Annotated in this window: 20 protein-coding genes; 6 read left to right on the top strand and 14 right to left on the bottom strand. The window is 61.8% G+C overall.

Going from position 1 to position 24,933, the window contains the following annotated elements:
- Positions 1-109 precede the first annotated feature (109 nt).
- From cmk to mtnA, 7 genes are all read right to left on the bottom strand, one after another.
- Positions 110-799 carry a (d)CMP kinase gene (gene cmk / locus AC07PQ_RS26405; RefSeq protein ID WP_007931317.1) on the bottom strand — a complete coding sequence of 230 codons (690 nt, stop codon included), beginning with the start codon at positions 797-799 and terminating at the stop codon, positions 110-112.
- The gene (locus AC07PQ_RS26410) at positions 796-3,003 is read right to left on the bottom strand and encodes a bifunctional prephenate dehydrogenase/3-phosphoshikimate 1-carboxyvinyltransferase (RefSeq protein ID WP_493186461.1); all 2,208 of its coding nucleotides are present in this window, start codon (positions 3,001-3,003) and stop codon (positions 796-798) included. The genes cmk and AC07PQ_RS26410 overlap by 4 nt, the downstream gene beginning before the upstream one ends.
- A gap of 28 nt (positions 3,004-3,031) precedes the next feature.
- The gene (gene hisC, locus AC07PQ_RS26415) at positions 3,032-4,144 is read right to left on the bottom strand and encodes a histidinol-phosphate transaminase (RefSeq protein ID WP_493186401.1); all 1,113 of its coding nucleotides are present in this window, start codon (positions 4,142-4,144) and stop codon (positions 3,032-3,034) included.
- Positions 4,145-4,154: 10 nt separating this feature from the next.
- Positions 4,155-5,249, bottom strand: coding sequence for a prephenate dehydratase (gene pheA / locus AC07PQ_RS26420; RefSeq protein WP_009045010.1), 1,095 nt, complete (start codon positions 5,247-5,249; stop codon positions 4,155-4,157).
- On the bottom strand, positions 5,249-6,334 hold the full coding sequence (gene serC, locus AC07PQ_RS26425; RefSeq protein WP_493186400.1) for a 3-phosphoserine/phosphohydroxythreonine transaminase: 1,086 nt from the start codon (positions 6,332-6,334) through the stop codon (positions 5,249-5,251). The genes pheA and serC overlap by 1 nt, the downstream gene beginning before the upstream one ends.
- 64 nt (positions 6,335-6,398) lie before the next feature.
- The gene (gyrA, locus tag AC07PQ_RS26430) at positions 6,399-9,068 is read right to left on the bottom strand and encodes a DNA gyrase subunit A (protein WP_101338743.1); all 2,670 of its coding nucleotides are present in this window, start codon (positions 9,066-9,068) and stop codon (positions 6,399-6,401) included.
- 355 nt (positions 9,069-9,423) lie between these two features.
- Entirely contained in the window at positions 9,424-10,500 is a 1,077-nt protein-coding gene (gene mtnA / locus AC07PQ_RS26435; RefSeq protein WP_007932210.1) for an S-methyl-5-thioribose-1-phosphate isomerase, read from the bottom strand.
- A gap of 108 nt (positions 10,501-10,608) precedes the next feature.
- Here mtnA and AC07PQ_RS26440 point away from each other — a divergent pair, with 108 nt between their 5' ends.
- The 5 genes from AC07PQ_RS26440 (at position 10,609) to AC07PQ_RS26460 (ending at position 15,451) form a co-directional block, all read left to right on the top strand.
- A complete protein-coding gene (locus AC07PQ_RS26440) occupies positions 10,609-11,940 on the top strand; it encodes a TRZ/ATZ family hydrolase (RefSeq protein WP_007932211.1) in 1,332 nt (443 codons plus the stop codon).
- Positions 11,941-12,004: 64 nt separating this feature from the next.
- Entirely contained in the window at positions 12,005-12,703 is a 699-nt protein-coding gene (gene ubiG / locus AC07PQ_RS26445; RefSeq protein ID WP_007932212.1) for a bifunctional 2-polyprenyl-6-hydroxyphenol methylase/3-demethylubiquinol 3-O-methyltransferase UbiG, read from the top strand.
- A 4-nt stretch (positions 12,704-12,707) separates the two neighbouring features.
- Positions 12,708-13,379 carry an N-acetylmuramic acid 6-phosphate phosphatase MupP gene (gene mupP / locus AC07PQ_RS26450; RefSeq protein WP_493186399.1) on the top strand — a complete coding sequence of 224 codons (672 nt, stop codon included), beginning with the start codon at positions 12,708-12,710 and terminating at the stop codon, positions 13,377-13,379.
- A gap of 38 nt (positions 13,380-13,417) precedes the next feature.
- Positions 13,418-14,158, top strand: coding sequence for a YciK family oxidoreductase (locus tag AC07PQ_RS26455; protein WP_007932214.1), 741 nt, complete (start codon positions 13,418-13,420; stop codon positions 14,156-14,158).
- A gap of 366 nt (positions 14,159-14,524) precedes the next feature.
- Positions 14,525-15,451, top strand: coding sequence for a GGDEF domain-containing protein (locus AC07PQ_RS26460; RefSeq protein WP_493186398.1), 927 nt, complete (start codon positions 14,525-14,527; stop codon positions 15,449-15,451).
- Between the two features lie 37 nt (positions 15,452-15,488).
- Here AC07PQ_RS26460 and AC07PQ_RS26465 read toward each other — a convergent pair whose 3' ends face one another.
- The 7 genes from AC07PQ_RS26465 to AC07PQ_RS26495 form a co-directional block, all read right to left on the bottom strand.
- Positions 15,489-16,241: an iron-containing redox enzyme family protein gene (locus AC07PQ_RS26465; protein ID WP_219734992.1), complete on the bottom strand. Its 753-nt coding sequence runs from the start codon at positions 16,239-16,241 to the stop codon at positions 15,489-15,491.
- Positions 16,242-16,319: 78 nt separating this feature from the next.
- Complete coding sequence (locus AC07PQ_RS26470; protein ID WP_007932218.1) at positions 16,320-18,779, bottom strand: EAL domain-containing protein; 2,460 nt, start codon at positions 18,777-18,779, stop codon at positions 16,320-16,322.
- Between the two features lie 204 nt (positions 18,780-18,983).
- Positions 18,984-20,798, bottom strand: a complete 1,815-nt coding sequence (locus AC07PQ_RS26475; RefSeq protein WP_493186397.1) for an ABC transporter ATP-binding protein — start codon at positions 20,796-20,798, stop codon at positions 18,984-18,986.
- Positions 20,791-21,393 (bottom strand): DsbA family protein, encoded by a 603-nt coding sequence (locus tag AC07PQ_RS26480; protein WP_493186460.1) that lies wholly within the window; start codon positions 21,391-21,393, stop codon positions 20,791-20,793. Before AC07PQ_RS26480 ends, AC07PQ_RS26475 begins: the two co-directional genes overlap by 8 nt.
- Before the next feature lie 36 nt (positions 21,394-21,429).
- Positions 21,430-22,371: an oxygen-dependent tRNA uridine(34) hydroxylase TrhO gene (trhO, locus tag AC07PQ_RS26485; RefSeq protein WP_007932227.1), complete on the bottom strand. Its 942-nt coding sequence runs from the start codon at positions 22,369-22,371 to the stop codon at positions 21,430-21,432.
- Positions 22,372-22,473: 102 nt separating this feature from the next.
- Positions 22,474-22,773 carry a BolA family protein gene (locus tag AC07PQ_RS26490; protein ID WP_007932228.1) on the bottom strand — a complete coding sequence of 100 codons (300 nt, stop codon included), beginning with the start codon at positions 22,771-22,773 and terminating at the stop codon, positions 22,474-22,476.
- A 12-nt stretch (positions 22,774-22,785) separates the two neighbouring features.
- On the bottom strand, positions 22,786-23,301 hold the full coding sequence (locus tag AC07PQ_RS26495; RefSeq protein ID WP_007932229.1) for a DUF2059 domain-containing protein: 516 nt from the start codon (positions 23,299-23,301) through the stop codon (positions 22,786-22,788).
- 192 nt (positions 23,302-23,493) lie between these two features.
- Here AC07PQ_RS26495 and AC07PQ_RS26500 point away from each other — a divergent pair, with 192 nt between their 5' ends.
- The gene (locus AC07PQ_RS26500) at positions 23,494-24,888 is read left to right on the top strand and encodes a class II fumarate hydratase (RefSeq protein ID WP_007932231.1); all 1,395 of its coding nucleotides are present in this window, start codon (positions 23,494-23,496) and stop codon (positions 24,886-24,888) included.
- The last annotated feature ends 45 nt before the right edge of the window (positions 24,889-24,933 follow it).

A 24,933-nucleotide genomic window follows, 5' to 3' on the forward strand; every position in this document is an offset into this window, starting at 1 on the left:
TGATAAGGGCGAAGAATACGCCCATCTGCCACATCCCAGACAATGTGGGTTACGTTCATATAAAAGAAGGACCGCAGGACTATGACTGGTCCCCTGCGCTCCTCCTTGGTCACCCGGCGATATCGCGAATGGCGATTTCGCTCAGGATGCGTTCCAGCACCTGCTCGATGGACAACTCCGTGGAATCCAGCTGTATAGCGTCAACCGCCGGTTTGAGCGGGGCGACTGCTCGCTGGGTGTCGCGCTCATCGCGCGCACGAATCTCATCTAGCAGACTCGACAGACTAACACCATCGACTTTTCCCTTCAACTGCAAGTAACGACGGCGCGCGCGCTCCTCGGCACTTGCGGTGAGAAATATCTTCAGGGGCGCATCGGGAAATACCACTGTCCCCATGTCGCGCCCATCGGCCACCAGCCCCGGCGGTTCCTGAAAAGCTCGCTGACGCTGCAACAGCGCGTCGCGCACGGCCGGCAGCGCCGCAACCTGGGAGGCCCAGGCGCCGACCTGCTCGTTGCGTAAGTCGTCGGTGACGTCATCACCTTCCAGAATGATGCGTTGCGGATGACCTTCGGTCGCTCCGACGAATTGCACATCCAGATGAGCCGCCAGCAGTTTCAGCGACTCCTCATTGGTCAGGTCGACACCATGATTGCGCGCGGCAAAAGCCAGCAAGCGGTACAGGGCACCGGAATCCAGCAGGCACCAGCCCAAGCGCTTGGCCAGAATCCCGGCAATGGTGCCCTTGCCCGAGCCACTTGGCCCATCAATGGTGATGACTGGCGCCTTGATGTTCACGACTGGGCCTCTTGCGCAACACGAATGCCGACTTGTGCACATAGCGCAAGGAAGTTCGGGAAGGACGTGGCAACGTTGGCGCAATCATGGATGCGGATTGGCGCATTGGCACGCAATGAAGCCACGCTGAAAGCCATGGCGATACGGTGATCGCCATGCCCGTGCACTTCGCCGCCGCCAATCTGGCTGCCATCGATGATGATACCGTCCGGCGTCGGCTCGCACTTGACGCCCAGGGCCAGCAAACCATCGGCCATTACCTGGATGCGGTCGGACTCCTTGACCCGCAACTCTTCGGCGCCACGCAGTACGGTACGCCCTTCAGCGCAGGCTGCGGCAACGAACAGCACCGGGAATTCGTCGATCGCCAGCGGGACCAGCTCTTCCGGAATCTCGATCCCCTTGAGCTTCGCCGCGCGAACCCGCAGGTCCGCCACAGGCTCGCCGCCGACCTCACGCTGGTTTTCCAGGCTGATATCAGCCCCCATCAGGCGCAGGATATCAATTACCCCGGTACGAGTAGGGTTGATACCAACATGCTCGAGCACCAGCTCGGAACCTTCGGCGATGGACGCAGCCACCAGGAAGAAGGCCGCCGAGGAGATATCCGCAGGCACTTCGATATGGGTCGCCTGCAGCTTGCCGCCGGACTCGACCGAGGCCGTGGCGCCGTCGACCGCTACCGGGTAACCGAAGCCGCGCAGCATGCGCTCGGTGTGATCGCGGGTTGGCGCAGGCTCGGTCACAGTGGTCTTGCCTTCGGCGTACAGGCCAGCCAACAGCAGGCAGGACTTAACCTGGGCACTGGCCATTGGCATGGTGTAAGTCAGGCCCTTGAGCTTGTGGCCACCACGGATGGTCATCGGTGGACGCCCTTCCGCTGCGGTTTCAATGACCGCCCCCATCTCGCGCAGCGGATTGGCTACGCGATTCATCGGACGCTTGGACAGCGATGCATCGCCCGTCAGCACGCTATCGAAACTCTGCGCGGCCAACAGGCCGGACAGCAGGCGCATCGAGGTGCCGGAGTTGCCCAGGTAGATCGGCCCCGGAGCCGGCTTCAAGCCATGCAGGCCGACGCCATGAATGGTCACGCGACCATGGTGCGGACCTTCGATCACCACGCCCATGTCACGGAAAGCCTGCAGCGTCGCCAGGGCGTCTTCGCCCTCGAGGAAGCCTTCGACTTCAGTAGTACCGTCAGCCAGGGAGCCGAGCATGATCGAACGGTGAGAAATCGACTTGTCGCCCGGTACACGAATCCGCCCAGTCAGGCGGCCACCAGGATTTGCCAGGAAAATCAGGTTATTGGAGTTCATAGCGTCCACATAGGCCCGACGGGCCAGGATTTTACTGAAATGCTCGCGAGCAACCCGGGCGCGAGTGAATACGCCCAACAACTGGTGCCCATCCCCTGCATCGACCGCGTCGCGCAAGGCGTCGAGGTCGTTGCGAAATGTATCGAGTGTGCGCAGGACAGCTTCGCGATTGGCGAGGAAGATGTCGTGCCACATGACCGGGTCACTACCGGCGATTCTCGTGAAATCACGGAAACCGCCCGCAGCGTAGCGGAAGATGTCCAGATTTTCACTGCGCTTGGCCAACGAATCGACCAGACCGAACGCCAGCAAGTGCGGCAGATGACTGGTCGCCGCCAGCACTTCATCGTGGCGCTCGACCTGCATGTGCTCGACATCGGCCCCCAGCTCTCGCCAAAGCTTGTCGACCACCGCCAGCGCTGCCGGGTCGGTCTGCTCCAGCGGCGTCAGGATCACCTTGTGGCGACGGAACAACTGGCCATTGGCGGCTTCCACCCCGCTCTGTTCGGAACCGGCGATCGGATGTCCCGGAACGAAGCGCGGCGGCATGCCGCCAAAAGCCTCGGTCGCCGCTCGCACCACATTGCCCTTGGCGCTGCCGACATCGGTCAGGATCGCCTGCCCCAGATCCATACCAGCCAGAATCGCCAGCAACTTTTCCATGGCCAGAATCGGCACCGCCAGCTGGATCACATCAGCGCCCCGGCACGCCAGCGCCAGGTCTTCTTCACAGCGATCCACCACACCCAACTCAACGGCCAGCTTGCACGATTGCGGATCGAGATCGACACCGACCACTTCGCGGCATACGCCACTTTCACGCAGGCCCTTGGCAAAGGAACCGCCGATCAGTCCCAGACCGACCACCACCAGGCGACCGATCATAGGCACCGCAGGTTGCACTGGAATGACATCAACCACGAGCCAGAACCTTGGCCAAAGCCTCGAGGAAACGGGCGTTTTCAGCCGGCAGGCCAATGGTCACGCGCAGGTGATTCGGCATGCCGTAGTTGGCCACTGGACGCACGATCACCCCTTCACGCAACAAACCCTGGAACACCGGTGCGGCAATCCGCCCGACATCCACCGCAATGAAGTTACCCCTGGAAGCGATCCAGCTCAGGCCCAGCCCCCGGAAGCCGGCTTCCAACTGCTGCATTCCCGCCTCGTTCAAGCGACGGCTCTCGGCCAGGTAATCGGTATCCTCCAGCGCCGCACACGCCGCCGCCAGGGCCAGGCTGTTGACATTGAAGGGCTGGCGAACGCGATTGAGCACATCGGCAACGGTCGGAGTCGACAAACCATAACCCACGCGCAACGCAGCCAGGCCGTAGGCCTTGGAGAAGGTTCGCGAAACCAGCAGGTTCGGATAGGCCGCCAGGAAATCCAGGCCATCCGGCAGATCGCTACCTTCGGCATATTCGATGTAAGCCTCGTCCAGCACCACCAGTACATGCGCTGGTACGTCCTGGAGGAAATCGTCCAGCACCTCGGCGCTGAACCAGGTGCCGGTCGGATTGTTCGGGTTGGCGATAAAGACCACCCGGGTATCGGCATCAATGGCCTGCAACATGGCCGGCAGGTCATGCCCCCAGTCTTTGGCCGGAACCACACGGGCTTCGGCCCCCACGGCCTGGGTAACGATCGGATAGACCGCAAAGGCGTGTTCGCTGAACACCGCATTCAGGCCAGGCGCCAGATAGGCACGGGCGACCAGCTCCAGAATGTCGTTGGAACCATTGCCCAGGGTGACCTGCGCCAGCTCGACGCCACAGCGTTCGGCCAGCAGGGTTTTGAGCGCAAAACCATTGCCATCCGGATAGCGGGTCAGCTCGGCCAGCTCTTCGCGAATCGCCGCCAGCGCCTTGGGACTGGCGCCCAGCGGGTTTTCGTTACTCGCCAGCTTGACGATTTTCGCCGGATCGATATCCAGCTCGCGTGCCAGTTCGTCCACGGGCTTGCCCGGAACGTAAGGCGAAAGTTGTTGCACGCCCGGCTGTGCCAGAGCGAGGAAGTCGCCACTCATTGTTAAAGCCTCAGAGAACCGCTTTCGGGTAGGAACCCAGCACCTTGAGTGCCACTGCTTCCTGACTGATCTTTTCCAGCACACCCTTGATCAATGGATCGCGGTGGTGGCCGACGAAGTCGATGAAGAACACATAGGTCCACTTGCCGCTGCGCGAAGGCCGGGTTTCGATACGCGTCAGATCGATACCGTTGTCATGGAAAGGCACCAGCAGCTCATGCAGAGCGCCGGGCTTGTTGCTCATGGAAACGATGATCGAGGTCTTGTCGTCGCCAGTCGGCGGCACTTCCTGGTTGCCGATCATCAGGAAGCGCGTGGAGTTGTCCGGGCGATCCTCGATTTTCTCGGCCAGACGGGTCAAGCCATACAGGCTCGCCGCCATATCGCCGGCGATGGCTGCCGAGTTCCACTCGCCCTTGACCCGCTTGGCCGCTTCGGCGTTGCTAGAAACCGCCACCCGCTCGACATTCGGATAATGGGCATCCAGCCACTTGCGGCACTGCGCCAGGGACTGAGCATGGGAGTAGATGCGGCTGATGCTGTCAGTCTTGGTGTTTTCACCGACCAGCAGATGATGGTGGATACGCAGCTCGACCTCGCCGCAGATCACCATGTCGTGCTCCAGGAAACTGTCGAGGGTGTGGTTGACCGCACCCTCGGTGGAGTTTTCCACAGGCACCACGCCAAAGTTCACCGCTCCCGCCGCCACCTCACGGAACACTTCGTCGATCGCCGCCATTGGCTTGCTGATCACCGCGTGACCGAAGTGCTTCATGGCCGCGGCCTGGGTGAAGGTACCTTCCGGACCGAGGTAAGCCACTTTCAGCGGCTGCTCGAGCGCCAGGCAGGACGACATGATTTCACGGAACAGCCGTGCCATCTCTTCGTTGCCCAACGGCCCCTGATTGCGCTCCATCACCCGCTTGAGCACCTGAGCTTCACGCTCAGGACGATAGAACACCGGCACTTCGCCTTCGGCCAGCGAGGCCATCTTTACTCGCGCGACTTCCTGGGCGCAGCGCGCGCGCTCACTGATCAGCTCCAGGACTTTCTCGTCCAGAGCGTCGATGCGCAGGCGAAGTGCCTTGAGTTCTTGCTCAGACATTAGCCGTGTTCCTTCTCGAACTCTGCCATGTAGGCCACCAGCGCGTTGACCGCATTGATGTCGACAGCGTTGTAAATGGAGGCGCGCATGCCGCCTACCGAACGGTGCCCCTTGAGGTTCAGCAGGCCGCGCGCGTCGGCGCCGGCCAGGAACGGCTTGTCCAGACGGTCATCGGCCAGGCGGAACGGCACGTTCATCCACGAGCGGTCCGACTTGTTGATCGGGTTGCTGTACAGGCCGCTGGCGTCGATGAAGTCGTACAGGGTGCGCTGTTTGACGTCATTGAGCTTGGCGATGGCTTCCACCCCACCCTGCTCCTTGAGCCACTCGAACACCAGGCCGGACAGGTACCAGGCCAGGGTCGGCGGAGTGTTGTACATCGAGCCGTTGTCCGCCGCGACCTTGTAGTTGAGCATGGTCGGGCACAGCGCGCGCGCGCGACCCAGCAGGTCCTCGCGAACGATATTGACCAGGATGCCGCTCGGGCCGATGTTTTTCTGCGCGCCGGCATAGATCATGCCGAAACGGGAGATATCCACAGGGCGCGAGAGGATGTCGGAAGACATGTCGGCCACCAGCGGAACGTCGCCGGTTTCCGGGATCCACTGGAATTCCAGGCCGCCGATGGTTTCGTTCGGCGCGTAGTGCACGTAGGCCGCGTCTTTCGACATCTGCCACTCGTTCTGGCCAGGGATGGCGAAGTAATCGTAAGGCTTGGCGGTGGCAGCCACATTGACATGGCCGTAGCGCGAGGCTTCTTCAATGGCTTTCTGCGACCAGATACCGGTGTCGATATAGTCGGCCGTGCCATTTTCCGGCAACAGGTTCAGAGGGATCTGAGCAAATTGCTGGCTGGCGCCGCCTTGCAGAAACAGCACTTTATAGTTCGAGGGGATATTCAGCAGATCACGCAGATCCTGCTCGGCCTTGGTGGCGATGGAGACGAACTCATCGCTGCGATGGCTCATCTCCATGACCGACAGGCCCTTGCCATGCCAATCCAGCAATTCGGCCTGGGCACGCAACAGGACAGCTTCAGGTAGCGCAGCGGGACCTGCGCAGAAGTTATAGGCTCGTTTGCTCACATCCACTCTCGCTATGCATTCACGGTAGCGGACAGAGCAAACACTCTGCCCTGCTACGATTTATTTAGTCTTGCGACTCTTCTTCGCCCGCGGCGTCAGCCTGCTGGCCTTCGACGGCATCATCCGCGTCGGTCGCCGTATCCAGCACGGCGCCCTCGAGCACCTCGCCATCCTCGTCTTCCAATTCGTCGCCTTCGACTTCCGACGGCTCCTGAACCCGCTCCAGGCCTACCAGCGTTTCGTCGCTGGCCAGCTTGATCAAGGTCACACCCTGGGTGTTACGGCCCAGGCTGGACACTTCATCGACCCGGGTGCGCACCAGGGTGCCCTGGTCGGAAATCAGCATGATTTCCTCGCCGTCGAGCACCTGGACCGCTCCGACCAGGCGGCCGTTACGTTCGTTGCTGACCATGGCAATAACGCCTTGACCGCCGCGCTTGTACTCAGGGAACTCGGTGATCGCCGTGCGCTTGCCATAACCACGCGCCGAAGCGGTGAGGATCTGGCTGCCTTCTTCCGGAATCAGCATGGAGATCAGCTTCTGCCCTTCCGGCAGACGCATGCCACGCACACCACGGGCGGTACGGCCCATGGCACGAACGTCGGACTCCTTGAAGCGAGTCACCTTGCCACCATCGGAGAACAGCATGACTTCGCGCTCGCCATCGGTGATCGCGGCGGAAATCAGCACGTCGCCTTCGTCCAGCTCCAGCGCGATCAGACCAACGCTGCGCTGACGGCTGAAGGATTCCAGCGGGGTCTTCTTCACGGTGCCGTTGGCGGTCGCCATAAAGATGTAGTGACCCTCGGTGTATTCCTCGACCGGCAGCATGGTGGTGATGTATTCACCGTCATCCAGCGGCAGCAGGTTGACCAGCGGACGACCGCGGGCGGCACGGGAAGCCTCGGGGATTTCGTAGGTTTTCAGCCAGTAGACCTTGCCCTTGCTGGAGAACAGCAACAGCGTGGTGTGACTGTTGGCCACCAGCAGGTGAGCGATGTAGTCCTCATCCTTGACGCCGGTTGCCGACTTGCCTTTGCCGCCACGACGCTGGGCCTGGTACGCGGCCAGCGGCTGGGTCTTGGCATAGCCACCGTGGGAAATGGTCACGACGCGTTCTTCTTCCGGGATCATGTCGCCCAGGGTCAGGTCGAGACGGGCATCGAGGATCTCGGTGCGACGCACATCGCCGTATTCGGCGCGAATCACTTCCAGCTCTTCGCGGATCACTTCCATCAGGCGCGTGGCGCTGTTGAGGATGCGGATCAGCTCGCCGATCTGGTTGAGGATCTCCTGGTACTCGGCCAGCAGTTTTTCATGCTCGAGGCCGGTCAGGCGGTGCAGACGCAATTCCAGAATGGCTTGCGCCTGCTCTGGCGACAGGAAGTACTTGCCGTCGCGCAGACCGTATTGCGGATCGAGGTTCTCCGGACGGCAGGAATCCGCGCCGGCACGCTCGACCATGGTCATCACCGCGCTGGATTCCCAAGGCGTGCTGATCAGCGCTTCCTTGGCTTCCGACGGGGTCGGCGAGGCCTTGATCAGGGCGATGACCGGGTCGATGTTCGACAGGGCAACGGCCTGGCCTTCGAGAATGTGACCACGCTCACGAGCCTTGCGCAGTTCGAACACGGTGCGGCGGGTCACCACTTCACGACGGTGACGCACGAAGGCTTCCAGCAGGTCCTTCAGATTGAGGATCCGCGGACGACCGTCGATCAGCGCAACGATGTTGATACCGAACACGCTCTGCAGCTGGGTCTGGGCGTAGAGATTGTTGAGGATCACCTCCGGCACTTCGCCACGACGCAGCTCGATCACTACGCGCATACCGTCCTTGTCGGACTCGTCGCGCAGCTCGGTGATGCCTTCGAGCTTCTTCTCCTTGACCAGCTCGGCGATCTTCTCGATCAGACGCGCCTTGTTCAGTTGGTAAGGCAGCTCGGTGATGACGATCTGCTGGCGGCCACCGACCTTGTCGATGTCCTCGATGATCGAGCGGGCACGCATGTAAATGCGCCCGCGACCGGTACGGTAGGCTTCGATGATGCCTTCGCGACCATTGATGATCGCCGCGGTCGGGAAGTCCGGACCCGGGATGTGCTGCATCAGCTCATCGACGGTCAGCTCCGGGTTGTCGATCAGGGCCAGGCAACCGTCGATGACTTCGCCGAGGTTGTGCGGCGGAATGTTGGTCGCCATGCCCACGGCAATACCGCTGGAACCGTTGACCAGCAGGTTGGGGATCTTGGTCGGCATGACCGCGGGGATCAGTTCGGTGCCGTCGTAGTTCGGCACCCAGTCCACGGTTTCCTTGTGCAGGTCGGCCAGCAGCTCGTGCGCCAGCTTGGTCATGCGCACTTCGGTGTATCGCATGGCCGCCGCGTTGTCGCCGTCGACCGAACCGAAGTTACCCTGGCCGTCTACCAGCAGGTAGCGCAGGGAGAATGGCTGGGCCATACGAACGATGGTGTCGTACACCGCGGTATCACCGTGCGGGTGATACTTACCGATCACGTCACCGACAACACGGGCAGATTTCTTGTACGGCTTGTTCCAGTCGTTACCGAGCTCGCTCATCGCGTACAGCACACGCCGGTGCACGGGCTTCAAGCCATCGCGCGCATCAGGCAGTGCCCGCCCGACGATTACGCTCATCGCGTAGTCGAGATAGGACTGTTTCAGCTCGTCTTCGATATTGACCGGGAGGATTTCTTTGGCCAGTTCGCCCATGAGAAGCCTGATTCCTTTTTCTGGTGAAACTTCGTCACATCCATATGGGACGAACGAAGCTCGCCGCTGCAGGCCTAGTGCCATGCACCGACTTACGACAAATCAACAAGTTATGCCATGGATTTGCGCAGTGAAGGCGGTCACTTCGGACCACCTTGGAAACCGCCGGATGTTATCACAATCGCCGCCACGCACCTATCCCCCTGATGCGCATGGAGCATAGTTAGTTGACCGGTGACAGGCTGATAAGAGACGAGAGAAGCTCAGAGGCTGATTTCGTGCGTAAATGCGGATTTTTTCCCGGACTGACGACCACCCCACGGCAGCCGTCAGCGAAACCTTTTGCAAAACGATCTCAGTGCAAGCGCTTGCGGCACATCAATTGGGCCATTTTCGCAGTGTCGGGACGCTCGACTATGCCTTTCTCGGTAACGATGGCGTCGATCAGGTCCGCCGGGGTGACGTCGAATACCGGGTTGTAGGCCTGCACATCCGCCCCTACCCGCTTGCCACCGACCTCGAGCAACTCCTTGCCATCACGCTCCTCGATCGGAATGTCTTCGCCACTGGCCAGGGCCATGTCGATGGTCGAACTCGGCGCGACCACCATGAAACGCACGCCGTGGTGCATTGCATTGACCGCCAGCTGATAGGTGCCGATCTTGTTCGCCACATCGCCATTGGCGGTAATGCGGTCGGCGCCAACGATCACCCAAGTCACGCCCTTGGTTTTCATGATGTGCGCGGCAGCGGAGTCGGCATTCAAGGTCACCGGGATGCCCTCGTTGGCCAGCTCCCAGGCAGTCAGCCGCGAGCCTTGCAGCCAGGGACGGGTTTCATTGGCATACACCCGCTCGACCATACCTTCGATAAAGGCCCCGCGAATCACCCCCAGGGCCGTTCCGAAGCCGCCGGTCGCCAGGGCGCCGGTGTTGCAGTGGGTCAGGATGGCCTGGGCATTGCCCTGATGCCGGCGAATCAGGTCGACACCCAACTGGGCCATGGTCAGGTTGGCTTCGCGGTCGCTTTCATGAATGGCCAGGGCTTCCGCCTCCAGCACCGCCAGCGGGTCGGCGTGGCCCTTGAGGCGCTCCAGGCGTTCACGCATGCGGTTCAGCGCCCAGAACAGGTTGACCGCGGTCGGACGCGAATCGGCGAGCAGTGCGAAGTCTTCTTCCATCGCCGCCTGCCAGGCACCACCGGCGGCAAAACGCGCGCGCGCTGCCAGGACCACGCCATAGGCTGCGCTGATACCGATCGCCGGCGCGCCACGCACCACCATTTCGCGAATGGCCTGCGCGACGCCAGCCGCGCTGGTGTAGGCAATCCAGCTTTCCTCGAAGGGCAAAATACGCTGATCGAGCAGATACAGGGCGTCATCCCGCCAATCGATGGCCTTCACCTTCTCCGCTGCCAACAGTCGATCGCGCATCCCTCACCCCGCACTCATGAACAAAAGCCGCCGATTATAGCGATCCCCCGGCGAAGACGCTCGGGTATACTTCGCCATCCTCCACAAACGCCCTGGAACCGATCTTCGATGCCGAACCCTGTCGTTGCGCTCGACCTACTCCTGTTGCCGACCTGGCTGGTGCCTGTTGAACCGGCCGGCGTGGTGCTCAAGGAGCACGGCCTGGGTATCCGCGACGGCCGCATCGTGTTCATCGGCCCGCGCGCCGCGGCCTTGAAGCTGCAGGCTGCCGAGGTCCGCGAGTTGCCGGGCATGCTGCTCAGCCCTGGCCTGATCAACGCCCACGGCCACGCGGCGATGACCCTGTTCCGCGGCCTGGCCGACGATCTGCCGCTGATGACCTGGCTGGAGAACCACATCTGGCCCGCCGAAGCCAAATGGGTCGATGAAGCCTTCGTCCGCGACGGTACCGACCTGGCCATCGCCGAACAACTCAAAGGCGGTATCAGCTGCTTTTCCGACATGTACTTCTTTCCGAAGGTTGCCAGCGAGCGCGTGCACAACAGCGGCATTCGGGCGCAGATCGCCATTCCGGTCCTCGACTTTCCGATTCCGGGCGCCCACAGCGCCGACGAGGCCATCCGCCAGGGCGTCGAGCTGTTCAGCGACCTCAAGCATCATCCGCGCATCAAGATCACCTTCGGTCCCCACGCGCCCTACACGGTCAGCGACGAAAACCTGGAGAAGATCCGGATCATTGCCGAAGAACTCGATGCCTCCATTCATATGCACGTCCATGAAACCGCCTTCGAGGTGGAACAGGCCGTCGCCCGGCACGGCGAGCGGCCCCTGGCCCGCCTGGCGCGACTGGGACTGCTCGGGCCGCGCTTCCAGGCCGTACACATGACCCAAATCAGCGATGACGACCTGGCTTTGCTGGTAGAAACCAATAGCAATGTCATTCATTGCCCGGAGTCGAACCTGAAACTGGCCAGCGGCTTCTGCCCGGTGGAACGGCTGTGGCAGGCTGGCGTCAATGTTGCAGTAGGCACCGACGGGGCCGCCAGCAACAACGACCTGGACCTGCTCGGTGAAATCCGCACCGCCGCATTGCTGGCCAAGGCCGTGGCAGGCTCGGCCACCGCCCTGAATGCCCACCAGGCGCTGCGCATGGCCACCCTCAACGGCGCGCGGGCCCTGGGCCTGGAGAGCGAGATCGGCTCGCTGGAACTCGGCAAGGCCGCGGACCTGGTGGCCTTTGACCTGTCCGGCCTGGCGCAGCAACCGATCTATGACCCGGTTTCGCAGCTTATATATGCCACCGGCCGCGATTGCGTGAAACACCTTTGGGTCGCCGGCAAGCAATTGCTCGACGACCGGCGCCTGACGCGCCTGGACGAACAACAGCTGCACGCCACGGCGACAGCCTGGGGCCGGCGCATCAGCGGCCATACCGAATAGCAGGAACCCTCGAGCCCCGGCTCGAGACCGACAGCCAGAATTTTCCAGATTCAGAGGATTACCCATGAGTAACGTCGACCACGCCGAAATCGCCAAATTCGAAGCCCTCGCCCATCGTTGGTGGGACCGCGAGAGCGAATTCAAACCGCTGCACGATATCAACCCGCTGCGGGTCAACTGGATTGACGAACGCGTCAACCTGGCCGGCAAGAAAGTCCTCGACGTCGGTTGCGGCGGCGGCATCCTCAGCGAAGCCATGGCCCAGCGCGGCGCCACGGTAACGGGTATCGACATGGGCGAGGCCCCGCTGGCGGTGGCACAACTGCATCAACTGGAGTCCGGGGTAAACGTCGAGTATCGGCAGATAACCGCCGAAGCCCTGGCCGAGGAAATGCCCGAGCAGTTCGACGTCGTCACCTGCCTGGAAATGCTCGAGCACGTGCCGGACCCCTCCTCGGTGATCCGCGCGTGCTTTCGCATGGTCAAGCCCGGCGGCCAGGTGTTCTTCTCCACCATCAACCGCAATCCGAAGGCTTATCTGTTCGCCATCATCGGCGCCGAATACATCATGAAGCTGCTGCCGCGCGGCACCCATGACTTCAAGAAATTCATCCGACCTTCCGAACTGGGCGCCTGGAGCCGTGACGCCGGCCTGACCGTCAAGGACATCATCGGCCTGACCTACAACCCGCTGACCAAGCACTACAAGCTGGCCGCCGACGTCGACGTCAACTACATGATCCAGACCCTGCGGGAGGAATAAGCCCATGCGTATCAGAGCAGTTCTTTTCGACATGGACGGCACCCTGCTCGACACCGCGCCGGACTTCATCGCCATCTGCCAGGCCATGCGCGCCGACCGCGGCCTGGCGCCGATCGCAGACAAACATATCCGTGACGAAATCTCCGGTGGCGCCCGGGCGATGGTCGCCGTGACCTTCTCGATGGACCCGGAATCCCCGGGGTTCGAGGAGCTGCGCCTGGAGTTTCTGGAGCGTTACCTCAAGCATTGCGCGGTGCACAGCAAACTGTTCGACGGCATGGCCGAGCTGCTGGCCGATATCGAGAAGGCCAATCTGCTCTGGGGCGTGGTCACCAACAAGCCGGTGCGCTTTGCCGAGCCAATCATGCAGCAGTTGGGCCTGGCGGAACGTTCCGCCCTGCTGATCTGCCCGGATCACGTGAAGAACAGCAAACCCGATCCGGAACCATTGATCCTGGCGTGCAAGATGCTCGACCTCGACCCGGCCAGCGTACTGTTCGTCGGTGACGACCTGCGCGACATCGAATCGGGCCGCGACGCAGGCACCAGGACCGCCGCCGTGACCTACGGTTACATCCATCCGGACGACAATCCCAAGCACTGGGGCGCCGATGTGGTGGTCGATCATCCGCTGGAACTGCGCCTGGTCCTGGACCAGGCGCTGTGCAGCTGCTGATATGCCCTGGCTTTCGCTTCTGATTTCCCGAGGTTTTTATGTTTGATTATTCCGCCCGCCCCGAACTGCTCAAAGATCGGGTCATCCTGGTCACCGGCGCCGGTCGTGGCATCGGTGCCGCTGCCGCCAAGACCTTCGCCGCCCATGGCGCCACCGTGCTGTTGCTGGGCAAGACCGAAGCCAACCTGACCCAGGTCTACGACGAGATCGAAGCCGCCGGCCATCCTCAGCCGGTGGTGATTCCGTTCAACCTGGAAACCGCCCTGCCGCACCAGTACGACGAACTGGCTGCTATGGTCGAAGCCGAGTTCGGCCACCTCGATGGCCTGCTGCACAATGCCTCGATCATTGGTCCGCGCACACCGCTGGAACAGCTGTCGGGCGAGAACTTCATGCGGGTGATGCAAGTCAACGTCAACGCCATGTTCATGCTGACCAGTACCCTGCTGCCGCTGCTCAAGCTGTCCCAGGACGCCTCGGTGGTGTTCACCTCCAGCAGCGTTGGCCGCAAGGGCCGTGCCTACTGGGGCGCCTATGGCGTTTCGAAATTCGCCACCGAAGGCCTGATGCAAACCCTGGCCGACGAAGTCGACGGCGTCGCACCGGTTCGCGCCAACAGCGTCAATCCGGGCGCTACCCGCACCAGCATGCGCGCCCAGGCCTACCCGGGGGAAAACCCGAGCAACAACCCGGCCCCCGAGGAGATTATGCCGGTCTACCTGTACCTCATGGGTCCGGACAGTACCGGGATCAACGGCCAGGCATTCGACGCCCAGTAATCCTTTCTTTGGCCGCGGCGGAATACCGTCGCGGCACTCCTTTCCCGGCAGTCTTCCACCCTGTCATCGCCAGACAAATGCCACCCCGGGCCACGCCAAGCCTTGGCACTGTCAGCCAACCCGCTGAATTCAAAAGCGTTTTAATCGGATGAAGCGAATGGCATGACTTTCGCTCTCATCTCCCTCAAATAGGCAGTGTATTGGCGAAACTCAGCGACGATCGAGTCGGGGCTTATAACGGCCCGTAAAGCGGATTAGACTGTGATCGCTTGTCCTACGGGACTGATGGAACAGTATGACGTGCAGCCATGAGCCGCTCTCACCCAGCCAGTAAGACTGCATTACGTGCCCAGGGGCTCACGCCATATGAAAATACCGACCCAGACCAACGCAATTGACTTCAATAGCGCCAAATTGCAACGCCTGGGCTTTGGCCAGCAGCCACCACTCCTGCAACGCCCGGTCAGCCTTGCCCAGTTGCGCCAGCAACTGAGCCTGCAATTACAGACCAGCCTGGAGCCTCAACGCATTCTCGGCCTGTTCTTCCGCGAAACCCAACGCCTTGTGCCCCTGGATGCCCTGGTTTACCAGCACAAGCCCAGCGACCTGCGCCTGGAGTTCGGCCAGCGCGGCCGCCACTCCATCAGCTACAGCCTGAGCCATGAAGGCGAGACCATGGGCGAGCTGGTATTTCGGCGCAATCAGCGTTTCAGCAACCAAGAACAGGGCCATCTGGAATCCCTGCTGTCCACCCTGCTTTATCCGATGCGCAACGCTCTGCTCTATCGGGCCGCGACCCGTAGCGCCCTGCGCGACCCTTTGACCGATACCGGCAACCGGATCGCCATGGACCAGACGCTGCAACGGGAAATCGAAATGACCCGCCGCCACCTGCACCCACTGTCGCTGCTGATGCTGGATATCGATCACTTCAAGAGAATCAACGACAGCCACGGCCACAGCGCCGGCGATGAAGTGCTCAAGGCTGTTGCCGCGGCCATCAAGGCGCAGTTGCGCAACGTCGACATGGTGTTTCGTTTTGGCGGCGAGGAGTTCCTGATCCTGCTGTCCAACACCGGACGCGATGCCGCCGCCATGGTGGGAGAACGACTGCGCCAGGCGGCCCAGGCCAAGGATTACTGGGCGGATGGCAAGTTGATCGAGCTGACGGTCAGCCTGGGTTGCTCGACCCTGCTGCCAGGGGAATCAGCCGACAGCCTGCTGCGCCGTGCGGACAGCGCGCTGTATGTGGCCAAGCGCGAAGGCCGCAACCGCCTGGCGATGGCCGGCTGAGAGAATGGCTGGGGCCGCCTCCATCGGAGGCCGCCATTCAACCTTCGACCAGCGCCATCCGCTCACGGGCCGCCGGGGTCTTTTCCTGTTGCATGCAACGCTCCAGGAACAGGTACATGTAGTCATAACTCTTGCAGATCGCCTGGCGCAGCTCGCCCTGCAAGGCTTTGCTCGGCTTCATGCCGGCCAGGGTACAGATGATTTCCAGCGCCTCCCAAGGATGCGCATCGTCGTACTGGGCATGCATTTTCAGCCACTTCATCGCCCGCTTGCGCTCTTCTTCGGGAAAGGCCGCCGCATACACGCCGGAGGAGCAGACCAGCGCCGACCACTCACCCGTGGCGCCCTCGATTGCGTAGTTGGTCGCAGCGATCGCCACGATCAATGAGTCGGCGGAGCTGGTGTGCCAGCACCAATGACTCAAAGCGTGCAGCTCCGGTGGGACCTGTTGCGCCTGCAGATCTTCCAGGCTCACGCCATGGGCGCGGCTCCAGTTCACCCAGTAATCGGCATGATTGAGCTCGACCCGGATATTGCGCATCAGCCAGCGCCGCGCCATGTCCTCACCGGGGTGACGGGCGAAGCGGGTCTTGGTCAGGTTCTGCGCCATGTACAGGGCGAACTGCTCGACAACCGGCCAGCCGCCGATCAGGTACTGACGCATGGTTTTGTTGCTGAGCTTGTTGTCGCGCATGCGCTGGTACAGTTCGTGGTCGACCACGCGGCGCTTGCTCTCGCTGCAATCCTGGATCAGCTGCTGGGCCCAGGCCGGATAACTTGCAGCGTCCATGAGCGGACCGGTTCTGTTGAATGCGTCGATCACTGTCGGGGCTCCTTTTGATGGTGATGGTACGGATCAGCGAGAGATTCAACGGAACGTGCCAGGAGCCTTGAACAACAGAGGCTGTGGTCGCGAAGGCCGGCACTGCAGACTGTCGCAGGTGAAGAGTTGCGGGCGCTCGATCAGGTAGCCCTGAGCGTAATCCACGCCAATCTCCAACAATGCCTGCTCAATCTGCGGTGTTTCGACAAACTCGGCAATCGTGCGTTTGCCCATCACATGACCGATATGGTTGATCACCTCGACCATCGCGCGATTGATCGGGTCGTCCAGCATATCTTTTACGAAACTTCCATCGATCTTGAGGAAGTCTACAGGCAAATGTTTGAGATAAGCGAATGACGACATTCCCGCACAAAAGTCATCCAACGAAAAGTGACAGCCCAAGCCCTTGAGCTCGTTGATAAATCGAATCGCACTGCCGAGATTGGAGATAGCGCTGGTCTCGGTGATTTCAAAACAAATCAGGTCCGGTGGCACACCGTGGACGATGAACTGCTCGCGCAGGAAGTCCAGGAAAGCCTCGTCACCGATGGTCGCGCCCGACAGATTGATCGCACACATCGCCAGGGGCCCTTCGCGTTCCTCGCGGATGCATTCGGCGATGATCTTGAACACATTCTCCACCACCCAACGGTCAAGGGAGGTCATCAGGCCGTAACGCTCGGCGGCCGGAATGAAGCTGTCGGGCAGGATCATCCGCCCCGCCTCGTCGTGCAGGCGCAGCAGAATCTCGATATGCCCGCCGAGCCGGTCCACATGACCCAGAGCGGCTATTTCCTGGGCATAAAGACAGAAGCGGTTTTCCTCCAGGGCCATATGCAGACGCTGTACCCAGGCCATTTCACCGAACCGCAGAGACAGCTCCGAGTCGTCCGCATGATAGACCTGGACCCGGTTGCGCCCTTTCTCCTTGGCCATGTAGCACGCCATGTCCGCTGCCCGCAGTGATGCTTCGAGGGTGGTCGGGGTTTGCGCCACATGCACCAGGCCAATGCTGACCGTGGTGACGAAGGGCCGGCCCTTCCAGACAAAATGCAGGTTCTGCACCGTCTGGCGCAGGCCTTCGGCGATCTTTTCCGCCGCTTCCGGCGAGCAGTTCTCCAGCAGGATGCCGAACTCATCGCCCCCCAGGCGCGCCAGGGTATCGCCCTCGCGCAGGCCCGACTGGAGCAAGGCGCAGATATGCCGGAGCAACTCATCCCCTGCCGCATGGCCGCAGGTATCGTTGACCAGCTTGAACTGGTCCAGGTCGAGGAACATCAGGGCGTGCCGCCCCGGTTGCCGGCTCAAGCTGTGCAATGCCTGCTCCAGGCGGTATTCGAACTCGCGACGGTTCGCCAGGCCAGTCAAGGCGTCGTGGGTCGCCTGCCAGGACAGATTGGCGATGTACTGGCGCTCCTGGGTCATGTCGTGCAGCACCAGCACCGTACCGCTGACCTTGCCGGCGTTCTGGATAGGCGCGCCGACCAGGGTCACCGACACCGTGCTGCCATCCAGGCGCTGGATCAGCTTCGAGTGCTCGCTGCCACCACTGAGCTGGCCACTGAGAATGTGCTCGATCAGGGTAAAGCCGTCGGTCTGGGCATTTTCATCCAGCAGATTGAACAAGGCCGCCAGCGGCAGCCCCATGGCCTGCTCGGCCTTCCAGTGGGTCATTTCCTCGGCGGCCGGGTTCATGTAGGCGATGGCGCCGTCCACGTCGGTGGTGATGACGCCGTCGCCAATGGATTGCAGGGTGATCTGCGCCCGTTCCTTTTCCAACTGCAGGGCGCTGGCAAATTCATGACGCTGGGCCAGCAGCTTATGGGTGCGCAGCAAGGCCAGAACAATCAGCCCCAGCGCGGTGGCCAGGTTGGTGATCAGCAACAGCCGCAGGATGACCCGCGAGCCCTCGCCCAAAGCATCGCTAAAGGCCTTGGCAGCGGGCGTCACGCCATCGTTGATGGCGAAAATCTGGTTCTTCCAGCGCTGGATATCGGCTTCGGAGGCCTGGTTGCTGGTAATGCTGCGGTGCATTTCATGGGCCACGCTGTCGAGTTGCACCAGATAACTGTCGCCCACGGTCCACAGGTCGATGGCTTTTTCCAGGTAGCTGAAATGGCGGAAGTTCAGGTACAGCCAGATCACGCTGTCGCTGTCGTCAGGGTGGTTGCCACCCTTGAGAATCCCCGCCCGCGCGGCATTCAGGTCGGGCGGTTGCTGATCCAGCGCGACCCGCAGCTCATGCCCGCCCTGAGGCACGGCAATAGCATTCTGGTACTTCAGAAAGATCGATTCGTCGCGGCTGTCGGCGTAGAGATTGAGGTAGTAGATGGCGTCCTTCTGGCCCTTGGACCAAAGGCTCTCCCCGGCAACGTAACCACGTACCGCCGAAAGGACATATAAGCTGAGGCCACCCAACAGCGCTTGAAACAACACCACCGCAATAAATGGCCAGACGATGCCCAATAACCGTGGCGTTCCGAGAGTCCGCTTTTGCTTCATGAGGTCCCTTGCATAAGCACTGCCAGATGAACACCCGAGGAAATACCGCTCCTGACAGCACAGACTAGGCTAATTTCCGCCGCTTCGAGCGCACAGGCCGTGACGTTCGAGCACGCTGCCAGTCAAGACACGACAGGGCCGCGCCCCAGGAGGGTCATTTCCACCAGAGAATTCAAGCACTAAGCACAGAAAACCGGATAAAACTCAAGGTCGCTGGACTTGCTGCAAGTGCCCGTAAAGCTTGGCGTAAAGGCCGCCGTCGGCAATTAGCTGCTGATGGTCGCCATCTTCGGCAATCTGCCCGCCATCGAACACCAGAACCCGATCCGCCTGTTTTACCGCGGACAGGCGGTGGGCAATGATCAGCGTGGTCCGGCCATGGAGGAAACGCGTCAGCGCCTGGTGCAGGTTGTACTCGGTGGCGGCGTCCAGCGCGGAGGTGGCTTCGTCGAGGATCACCACCTTGGGTTCGGCCAGGACCATCCGCGCGATGGCCAGGCGCTGGCGCTGGCCGCCAGACAGACGCACGCCGGAACGGCCGACCACACTGTCCAGGCCGTTGGCCAGGGCGCGGACCGTCGAGTCCAACTGGGCAATTTCCAACGCCCGCCAACAGGCCTCGTCGCTGCGCTCGCGGCCCATGGTCAGGTTGGCGCGGATGCTGTCGTTGAACAGCGCCGGATGCTGCAACACCACCGCCACATTTTCCCGCAGGGTTTCCAGGCCGATTTCCTGCTGGGTCTTGCCGCCAAAACGAATCACGCCCGCCTGCGGTGTGTAGAGCCCCAGCAACAGCTGAACCAAGGTACTTTTGCCGCCGCCGCTGGCGCCGACGATCGCCACCTTCTCCCCCGGCTCGATCGACAGGTTCATTTGGTCCAGCACCAGTTCGTCGCCGTAGCCGAAACTCAGGCCGCTGACTTCGATACCCACGGTCTCGCGCCCCTGGAACGGGTCGAAACCGCCGGCATACTGCGGCTCGTCGGCCCGCGACAGTAGCTCGTTGATGCGCGACAACGCGCCACCGGCGGCATAGTAGGCGTACTGCAGGTTCAGCAGTTGTTCCACCGGGCCGATCATGAACCACAGGTAGCTGAATACGGCCAGCATCTGGCCGATGGACAGATCGGAAAACAGCACGGTGAGCATGGCCGCCGCACGAAAGATATCGATCCCGAACTGGAACAGCAGCCCGCTGGCGCGATTGGAGGCGTCGCTCTTCCATTGCGAAGCCACCGCGTAGTCCCGCACATCCTGGGCACGCCGGCCGAGACGGCCGAGGAAAAAGCCCTGGCGGTTGCCCGCACGGACTTCCTGGATCGCATCCAGGGTTTCGGTCAGGGCCTGGGTGAAACGCGAGGTGCTGTCGTTCTCGAGCTTTTTCAGGTGCTTGACCCGCTTGCCCAACTGCACCGTGGCGTAGATCACCAGGGGATTGAACAACAGGATCAGCAGCGCCAGCTGCCAATGCATCCACATCAGGATGCCAGCAGTGCCCACCAGCGTGAGCATGGCCACCAGAAAACGGCTGAGGGTTTCGCCGACAAACTTGTCGAGGGTGTCGAGGTCGGTGACCAGGTGAGTCGTCACCGTACCGCTGCCCAGGCTTTCATACTCGCCCAGGGAAATGCGCTTGAGGCGCTCGATCAGCCGCAGACGGATGCGATAGACAATGTCCTTGGCCAACCCGGCAAACAACCGCGCCTGCAGCACGTTGAACAGCAGCGCCGAGCAACGCAGCATCAGGGTGATCAACAACATCAGGCCGATGTAGCCGGCGGCGCTCTGCCAGCCCGCGGGCAAGGCGTGGTTCATCACCTTCAGCGCAGCATCGCCATGCCCCAGCAGCACTTCGTCCACCAACAGCGGCAGCAGCAACGGGATAGGCACGCTGCACAGCGTCGCCAGGACGGCCACGCCATTGGCGATCCACAGGGCTTTTTTATGCTGCAGTGCCAGCCGGCGGACTTGCGCCCAGCTCAGGCGATCGACGGGTTCCGGCGCTTGTGGATCACGCACAGGCGGCACGCTCCAGCCAGCGGCCGAGCAGTGGAGACAGCTCACTCAGGGGCTGGTAGCCATTGGTCAACAAGGCCAGCTGGCCATTGCGCTCGGCCAGCATCGTCGGGAAGCCGGCAATCCCCAGGTCCTGGACCCAGGTGAAATCGGCGGCGGTCGCGGCATGCTGCTCGGCGCGATCGAACGCCTCGGCGAACTCGATGCGCGGCACGCCCGCTTCCTCGGCCAGTTCCACCAGAACGCTGGCGCGAGTGACATCCCGGCCTTCGACGTAAAAAGCCCGCTGGATCAGGCGCAAGAGTTTCCAGGCGCAATCCGGCGCCAGGCTGCGCGCCGTGACGATGGCGCGGCACGCAGGCTCGGTGTCATAGACAAAACCGTCGGGCAAGGCACCCTCGAACTTGAACGGCTGGCCGGTGGCCTCGGTGACCGCCTGCCAGTGTTCGAGGATATAGCGGCGGATGGTCGGCTCCAGTGCCGAGCCACTGCCGGTCCGCAGGCCGCCCACCACCAGATGCAACTCGACGCCCGCGGCCCGCGCCTGCTCGACCAGGGCCTCGGCCACTGGAGCGAAGCCCCAGCACCACGAACACATCGGGTCCATCACATAGAGCAGGCGGGCAGACATGGCTCAGGCCTCGGAAGAAGATTGCTTGTAGTTGTAACCGATCGGGTGCGGCATGTTGCGAGCCTTGGCCAGTTCAATCTGCTTCTGCCGGTCGATGGCGCTGCGGCGAGTTTTCTCGCTCAGCGTGTCCCAGCAGTGCGGGCAACTGATACCCGGCACATAGTGCTCGCTGGCGCGATCCTCGACGCTTACCGGCGTGCGGCAGGCATGACATTGATCGTAGTCGCCTTCGCTGAGGTCGTGACGCACGGTCACCCGATTATCGAAGACGAAACAGTCGCCCTGCCATTTACTCTCTTGCTGCGGCACCTCTTCGAGGTACTTGAGGATACCGCCCTTGAGGTGGAAGACCTCGCCGAAGCCTTCGCTGAGCATGTAGCTCGAAGCTTTCTCGCAACGAATGCCGCCGGTGCAGAACATCGCGACTTTCTTGTGCTTGCTCGGGTCGAAGTTGGCTTTGATGTAGTCGGGGAATTCGCGAAAACTGGTGGTCTTCGGGTCGATGGCACCTTCGAAGGTGCCGATCGAAACCTCGTAGTCGTTGCGGGTGTCGATCAGCAGCACTTGCGGGTCGCTGATCAGCGCGTTCCAGTCCTGCGGTTCGACATAGGTGCCGACCTTCTTGTTCGGGTCGACGCCGGGTACGCCCAGGGTCACGATCTCTTTCTTGAGCTTGACCTTGGTGCGGTAGAACGGCTGCTCGTCGCAGTACGATTCCTTGTGATCGATGTCGACCATGCGCGGGTCGTTCTTGAGCCAGGCCAGCAGCCCGTCGATGCCTTCGCGGCTACCGGAAACGGTGCCATTGATACCTTCTTCGGCGATCAGCAGGGTGCCCTTGATGCCGTTGTCGAGCATCGCCTTGAGCAGCGGTTCGCGCAGGGCAACGTAATCTTCGAGGGTGACGAACTTATACAGTGCCGCCACGACAATCTGTTGTGTCATGGGTAATTCTCCAGGTGGCTACCCTCGCAAAGGGTGAACCGGATGCAAAAAAAAACGCGCCGACTGAGCGGCGCGTTGCGGATTCTAGCAAAAAACCTGTGGTTAATGCTTGCTGCCGCCAGCGCAGGTCGGCGAGGCCGGGGCCACGCCGATCTTCGCCCATTCCTCTGGCGTATAGGTATGCAGCGCCAACGCATGAAACTGGCCCATCAGCTCGCCCAGGGTCGCGTAGACCTTCTGGTGACGCTTGACGCTGTTGAGCCCGGCAAACTGCTCGCTGACCAGCACGGCCTTGAAATGGGTCTCCAGGCCGCGACTGTGCATGTGGCTTTCATCCAGCACCTGCAAATGCTCAGGCTGCAATGCGCCCAGTGCCGATTCGATACGTTGTTGCATGGTCATTCCTGGCTCCGCTTACTTCTTCTTCGCCGGTGCGGCCTTAGGCTCGAGTTCGGCGGTCATGTCGGCCAGCAGCTTGTTGACTACCGGTACCGCGCTTTCCAGCTTGGCCTGGGTCATCTGGGCCGATTGCTGGGTCAGCTGCGGCATTTTTTCCAGGACTTTCTTGCCCAGCGGCGACTGGTAGAACGCCACCAGGTCCTTGAGCTCGGATTCGCTGAAGTTGCTGGTGTAGAGCTTGACCATGTCCGGCTTCAGCTTGTTCCAGCCGATGGCCTGGTCCAGGGCGGCGTTGGCCTTGGCCTGGTAGGTTTCCAGCACGGCTTTTTTCGACTCTGGGGCTTTGGTCTGTTCAAAACGCTGGGCGAACATTTGCTGCACTTGCATGTACACCGGAGTGCCCAGCTTGTCAGCGTGCGCCAGGGTCAGGAAAGCTTCGGCACTGGCGTTGTGGCTGGCGGTATCGGCAAGCACCTGGCCGCTGGCACAAACCAGAACAACCGCGGTACATATGGCACGAAGACGAGTCATCGAGTTTCCTTTTCTAGCAGGCGAGGTATAACCCCAAGGGCGACCATTCTGCGCCTAAAAAACTCTGTCGCTCAACCCCAAGCCTTGTGGTGCCTGCATTTGCTCGACCAAATGACACAAAAGGCGCTTTATGGAACCCAGGCTGTGGATCACGGCCTAAACTGCGCAATCAGACCTACAGGAGTGAGCACGATGAGTCGAATCGAAACCGACAGCCTTGGCCAGGTTGAAGTCCCGGACGACGCCTATTGGGGCGCCCAGACCCAGCGTTCGCTGATCAACTTCGCCATCGGCAACGAGCGCATGCCGCTGTCGGTCCTGCATGCCCTGGCGTTGATCAAGAAGGCCGCGGCCCGGGTCAACGACCGCAACGGCGATCTGCCGGCCGACATTGCCCGCCTGATCGAACAAGCCGCCGACGAGGTGCTGGACGGCCAGCATGACGACCAGTTCCCACTGGTGGTCTGGCAGACCGGCAGCGGCACCCAGAGCAACATGAACGTCAACGAGGTGATCGCCGGTCGCGCCAACGAACTGGCCGGCAACCCGCGCGGCGGCAAGACCCCGGTGCACCCCAACGACCATGTGAATCGCTCGCAAAGCTCCAACGACTGCTTCCCCACGGCAATGCACATCGCCGCGGCCCAGGCGGTGCAGCAGCATCTGTTGCCCTCGATCGCCGAGCTGTCCGGCGGCCTGGCCGAACTCGCGGCACGACACATGAAGCTGGTGAAAACCGGGCGCACCCACATGATGGATGCCACCCCCATCACTTTCGGCCAGGAGCTGTCGGCCTTCATCGCGCAACTGGACTACGCCGAGCGCGCCATTCGCGCGGCCCTGCCAGCGGTCTGCGAGCTGGCCCAGGGCGGTACCGCCGTCGGCACCGGACTGAACTCGCCCCATGGTTTCGGCGAGGCGATCGCCGCCGAGCTGGCGGCCTTGTCCGGCCTGCCGTTTGTCACCGCGCCGAACAAGTTCGCCGCCCTCGCCGGCCACGAACCCCTGACCACCCTCTCCGGCGCGCTGAAGACCCTGGCGGTGTGCCTGATGAAAATCGCCAACGACCTGCGCCTGCTGGGCTCCGGGCCACGGGCCGGGCTGGCCGAGGTCAGGCTGCCGGCCAACGAACCGGGCAGCTCGATCATGCCGGGCAAGGTCAACCCGACCCAGTGCGAAGCCCTGTCGATGCTGGCCTGCCAGGTGATGGGCAACGACGTGGCCATCGGCTTCGCCGCCAGCCAGGGCCATCTGCAACTGAACGTGTTCAAGCCAGTGATCATCCACAACCTGCTGCAATCGGTGCGCTTGCTCGCCGACGGCTGCAGCAACTTCCAGCAGCACTGCATCGCCGGCCTGGAGCCCGACCCGGTGCAGATGGCCGACCACCTGGAACGCGGGCTGATGCTGGTCACCGCCCTCAACACCCATATCGGCTACGACAAGTCCGCCGAGATCGCCAAGAAAGCCTATGCCGAGAACCGCACCTTGCGTGAAGCGGCCCTGGAGCTGGGTTACCTGACGGACGAAGAGTTCGATGCCTGGGTGCGTCCGGAAAACATGCTGGAGGCTGGCAAGCAGGGCTGATGGAAGGCGGTGATTGAACAGACGCTATCGCGGGCAAGCCTCGCT

This window comes from Pseudomonas sp. GW821-FHT09E12 (assembly GCF_059416085.1).

Bases quoted from the DNA above. Each gene is read 5' to 3' on its own strand.
- AC07PQ_RS26410 (WP_493186461.1), bottom strand. From the start codon at position 3,003: ATGATCGGTCGCCTGGTGGTGGTCGGTCTGGGACTGATCGGCGGTTCC.
- hisC (WP_493186401.1), bottom strand. From the start codon at position 4,144: ATGAGTGGCGACTTCCTCGCTCTGGCACAGCCGGGCGTGCAACAACTT.
- pheA (WP_009045010.1), bottom strand. From the start codon at position 5,249: ATGTCTGAGCAAGAACTCAAGGCACTTCGCCTGCGCATCGACGCTCTG.
- gyrA (WP_101338743.1), bottom strand. From the start codon at position 9,068: ATGGGCGAACTGGCCAAAGAAATCCTCCCGGTCAATATCGAAGACGAG.
- mtnA (WP_007932210.1), bottom strand. From the start codon at position 10,500: ATGCGCGATCGACTGTTGGCAGCGGAGAAGGTGAAGGCCATCGATTGG.
- AC07PQ_RS26440 (WP_007932211.1), top strand. From the start codon at position 10,609: ATGCCGAACCCTGTCGTTGCGCTCGACCTACTCCTGTTGCCGACCTGG.
- ubiG (WP_007932212.1), top strand. From the start codon at position 12,005: ATGAGTAACGTCGACCACGCCGAAATCGCCAAATTCGAAGCCCTCGCC.
- mupP (WP_493186399.1), top strand. From the start codon at position 12,708: ATGCGTATCAGAGCAGTTCTTTTCGACATGGACGGCACCCTGCTCGAC.
- AC07PQ_RS26455 (WP_007932214.1), top strand. From the start codon at position 13,418: ATGTTTGATTATTCCGCCCGCCCCGAACTGCTCAAAGATCGGGTCATC.
- AC07PQ_RS26460 (WP_493186398.1), top strand. From the start codon at position 14,525: ATGAAAATACCGACCCAGACCAACGCAATTGACTTCAATAGCGCCAAA.
- AC07PQ_RS26465 (WP_219734992.1), bottom strand. From the start codon at position 16,241: ATGGACGCTGCAAGTTATCCGGCCTGGGCCCAGCAGCTGATCCAGGAT.
- AC07PQ_RS26470 (WP_007932218.1), bottom strand. From the start codon at position 18,779: ATGAAGCAAAAGCGGACTCTCGGAACGCCACGGTTATTGGGCATCGTC.
- AC07PQ_RS26480 (WP_493186460.1), bottom strand. From the start codon at position 21,393: ATGTGTTCGTGGTGCTGGGGCTTCGCTCCAGTGGCCGAGGCCCTGGTC.
- trhO (WP_007932227.1), bottom strand. From the start codon at position 22,371: ATGACACAACAGATTGTCGTGGCGGCACTGTATAAGTTCGTCACCCTC.
- AC07PQ_RS26490 (WP_007932228.1), bottom strand. From the start codon at position 22,773: ATGACCATGCAACAACGTATCGAATCGGCACTGGGCGCATTGCAGCCT.
- AC07PQ_RS26495 (WP_007932229.1), bottom strand. From the start codon at position 23,301: ATGACTCGTCTTCGTGCCATATGTACCGCGGTTGTTCTGGTTTGTGCC.
- AC07PQ_RS26500 (WP_007932231.1), top strand. From the start codon at position 23,494: ATGAGTCGAATCGAAACCGACAGCCTTGGCCAGGTTGAAGTCCCGGAC.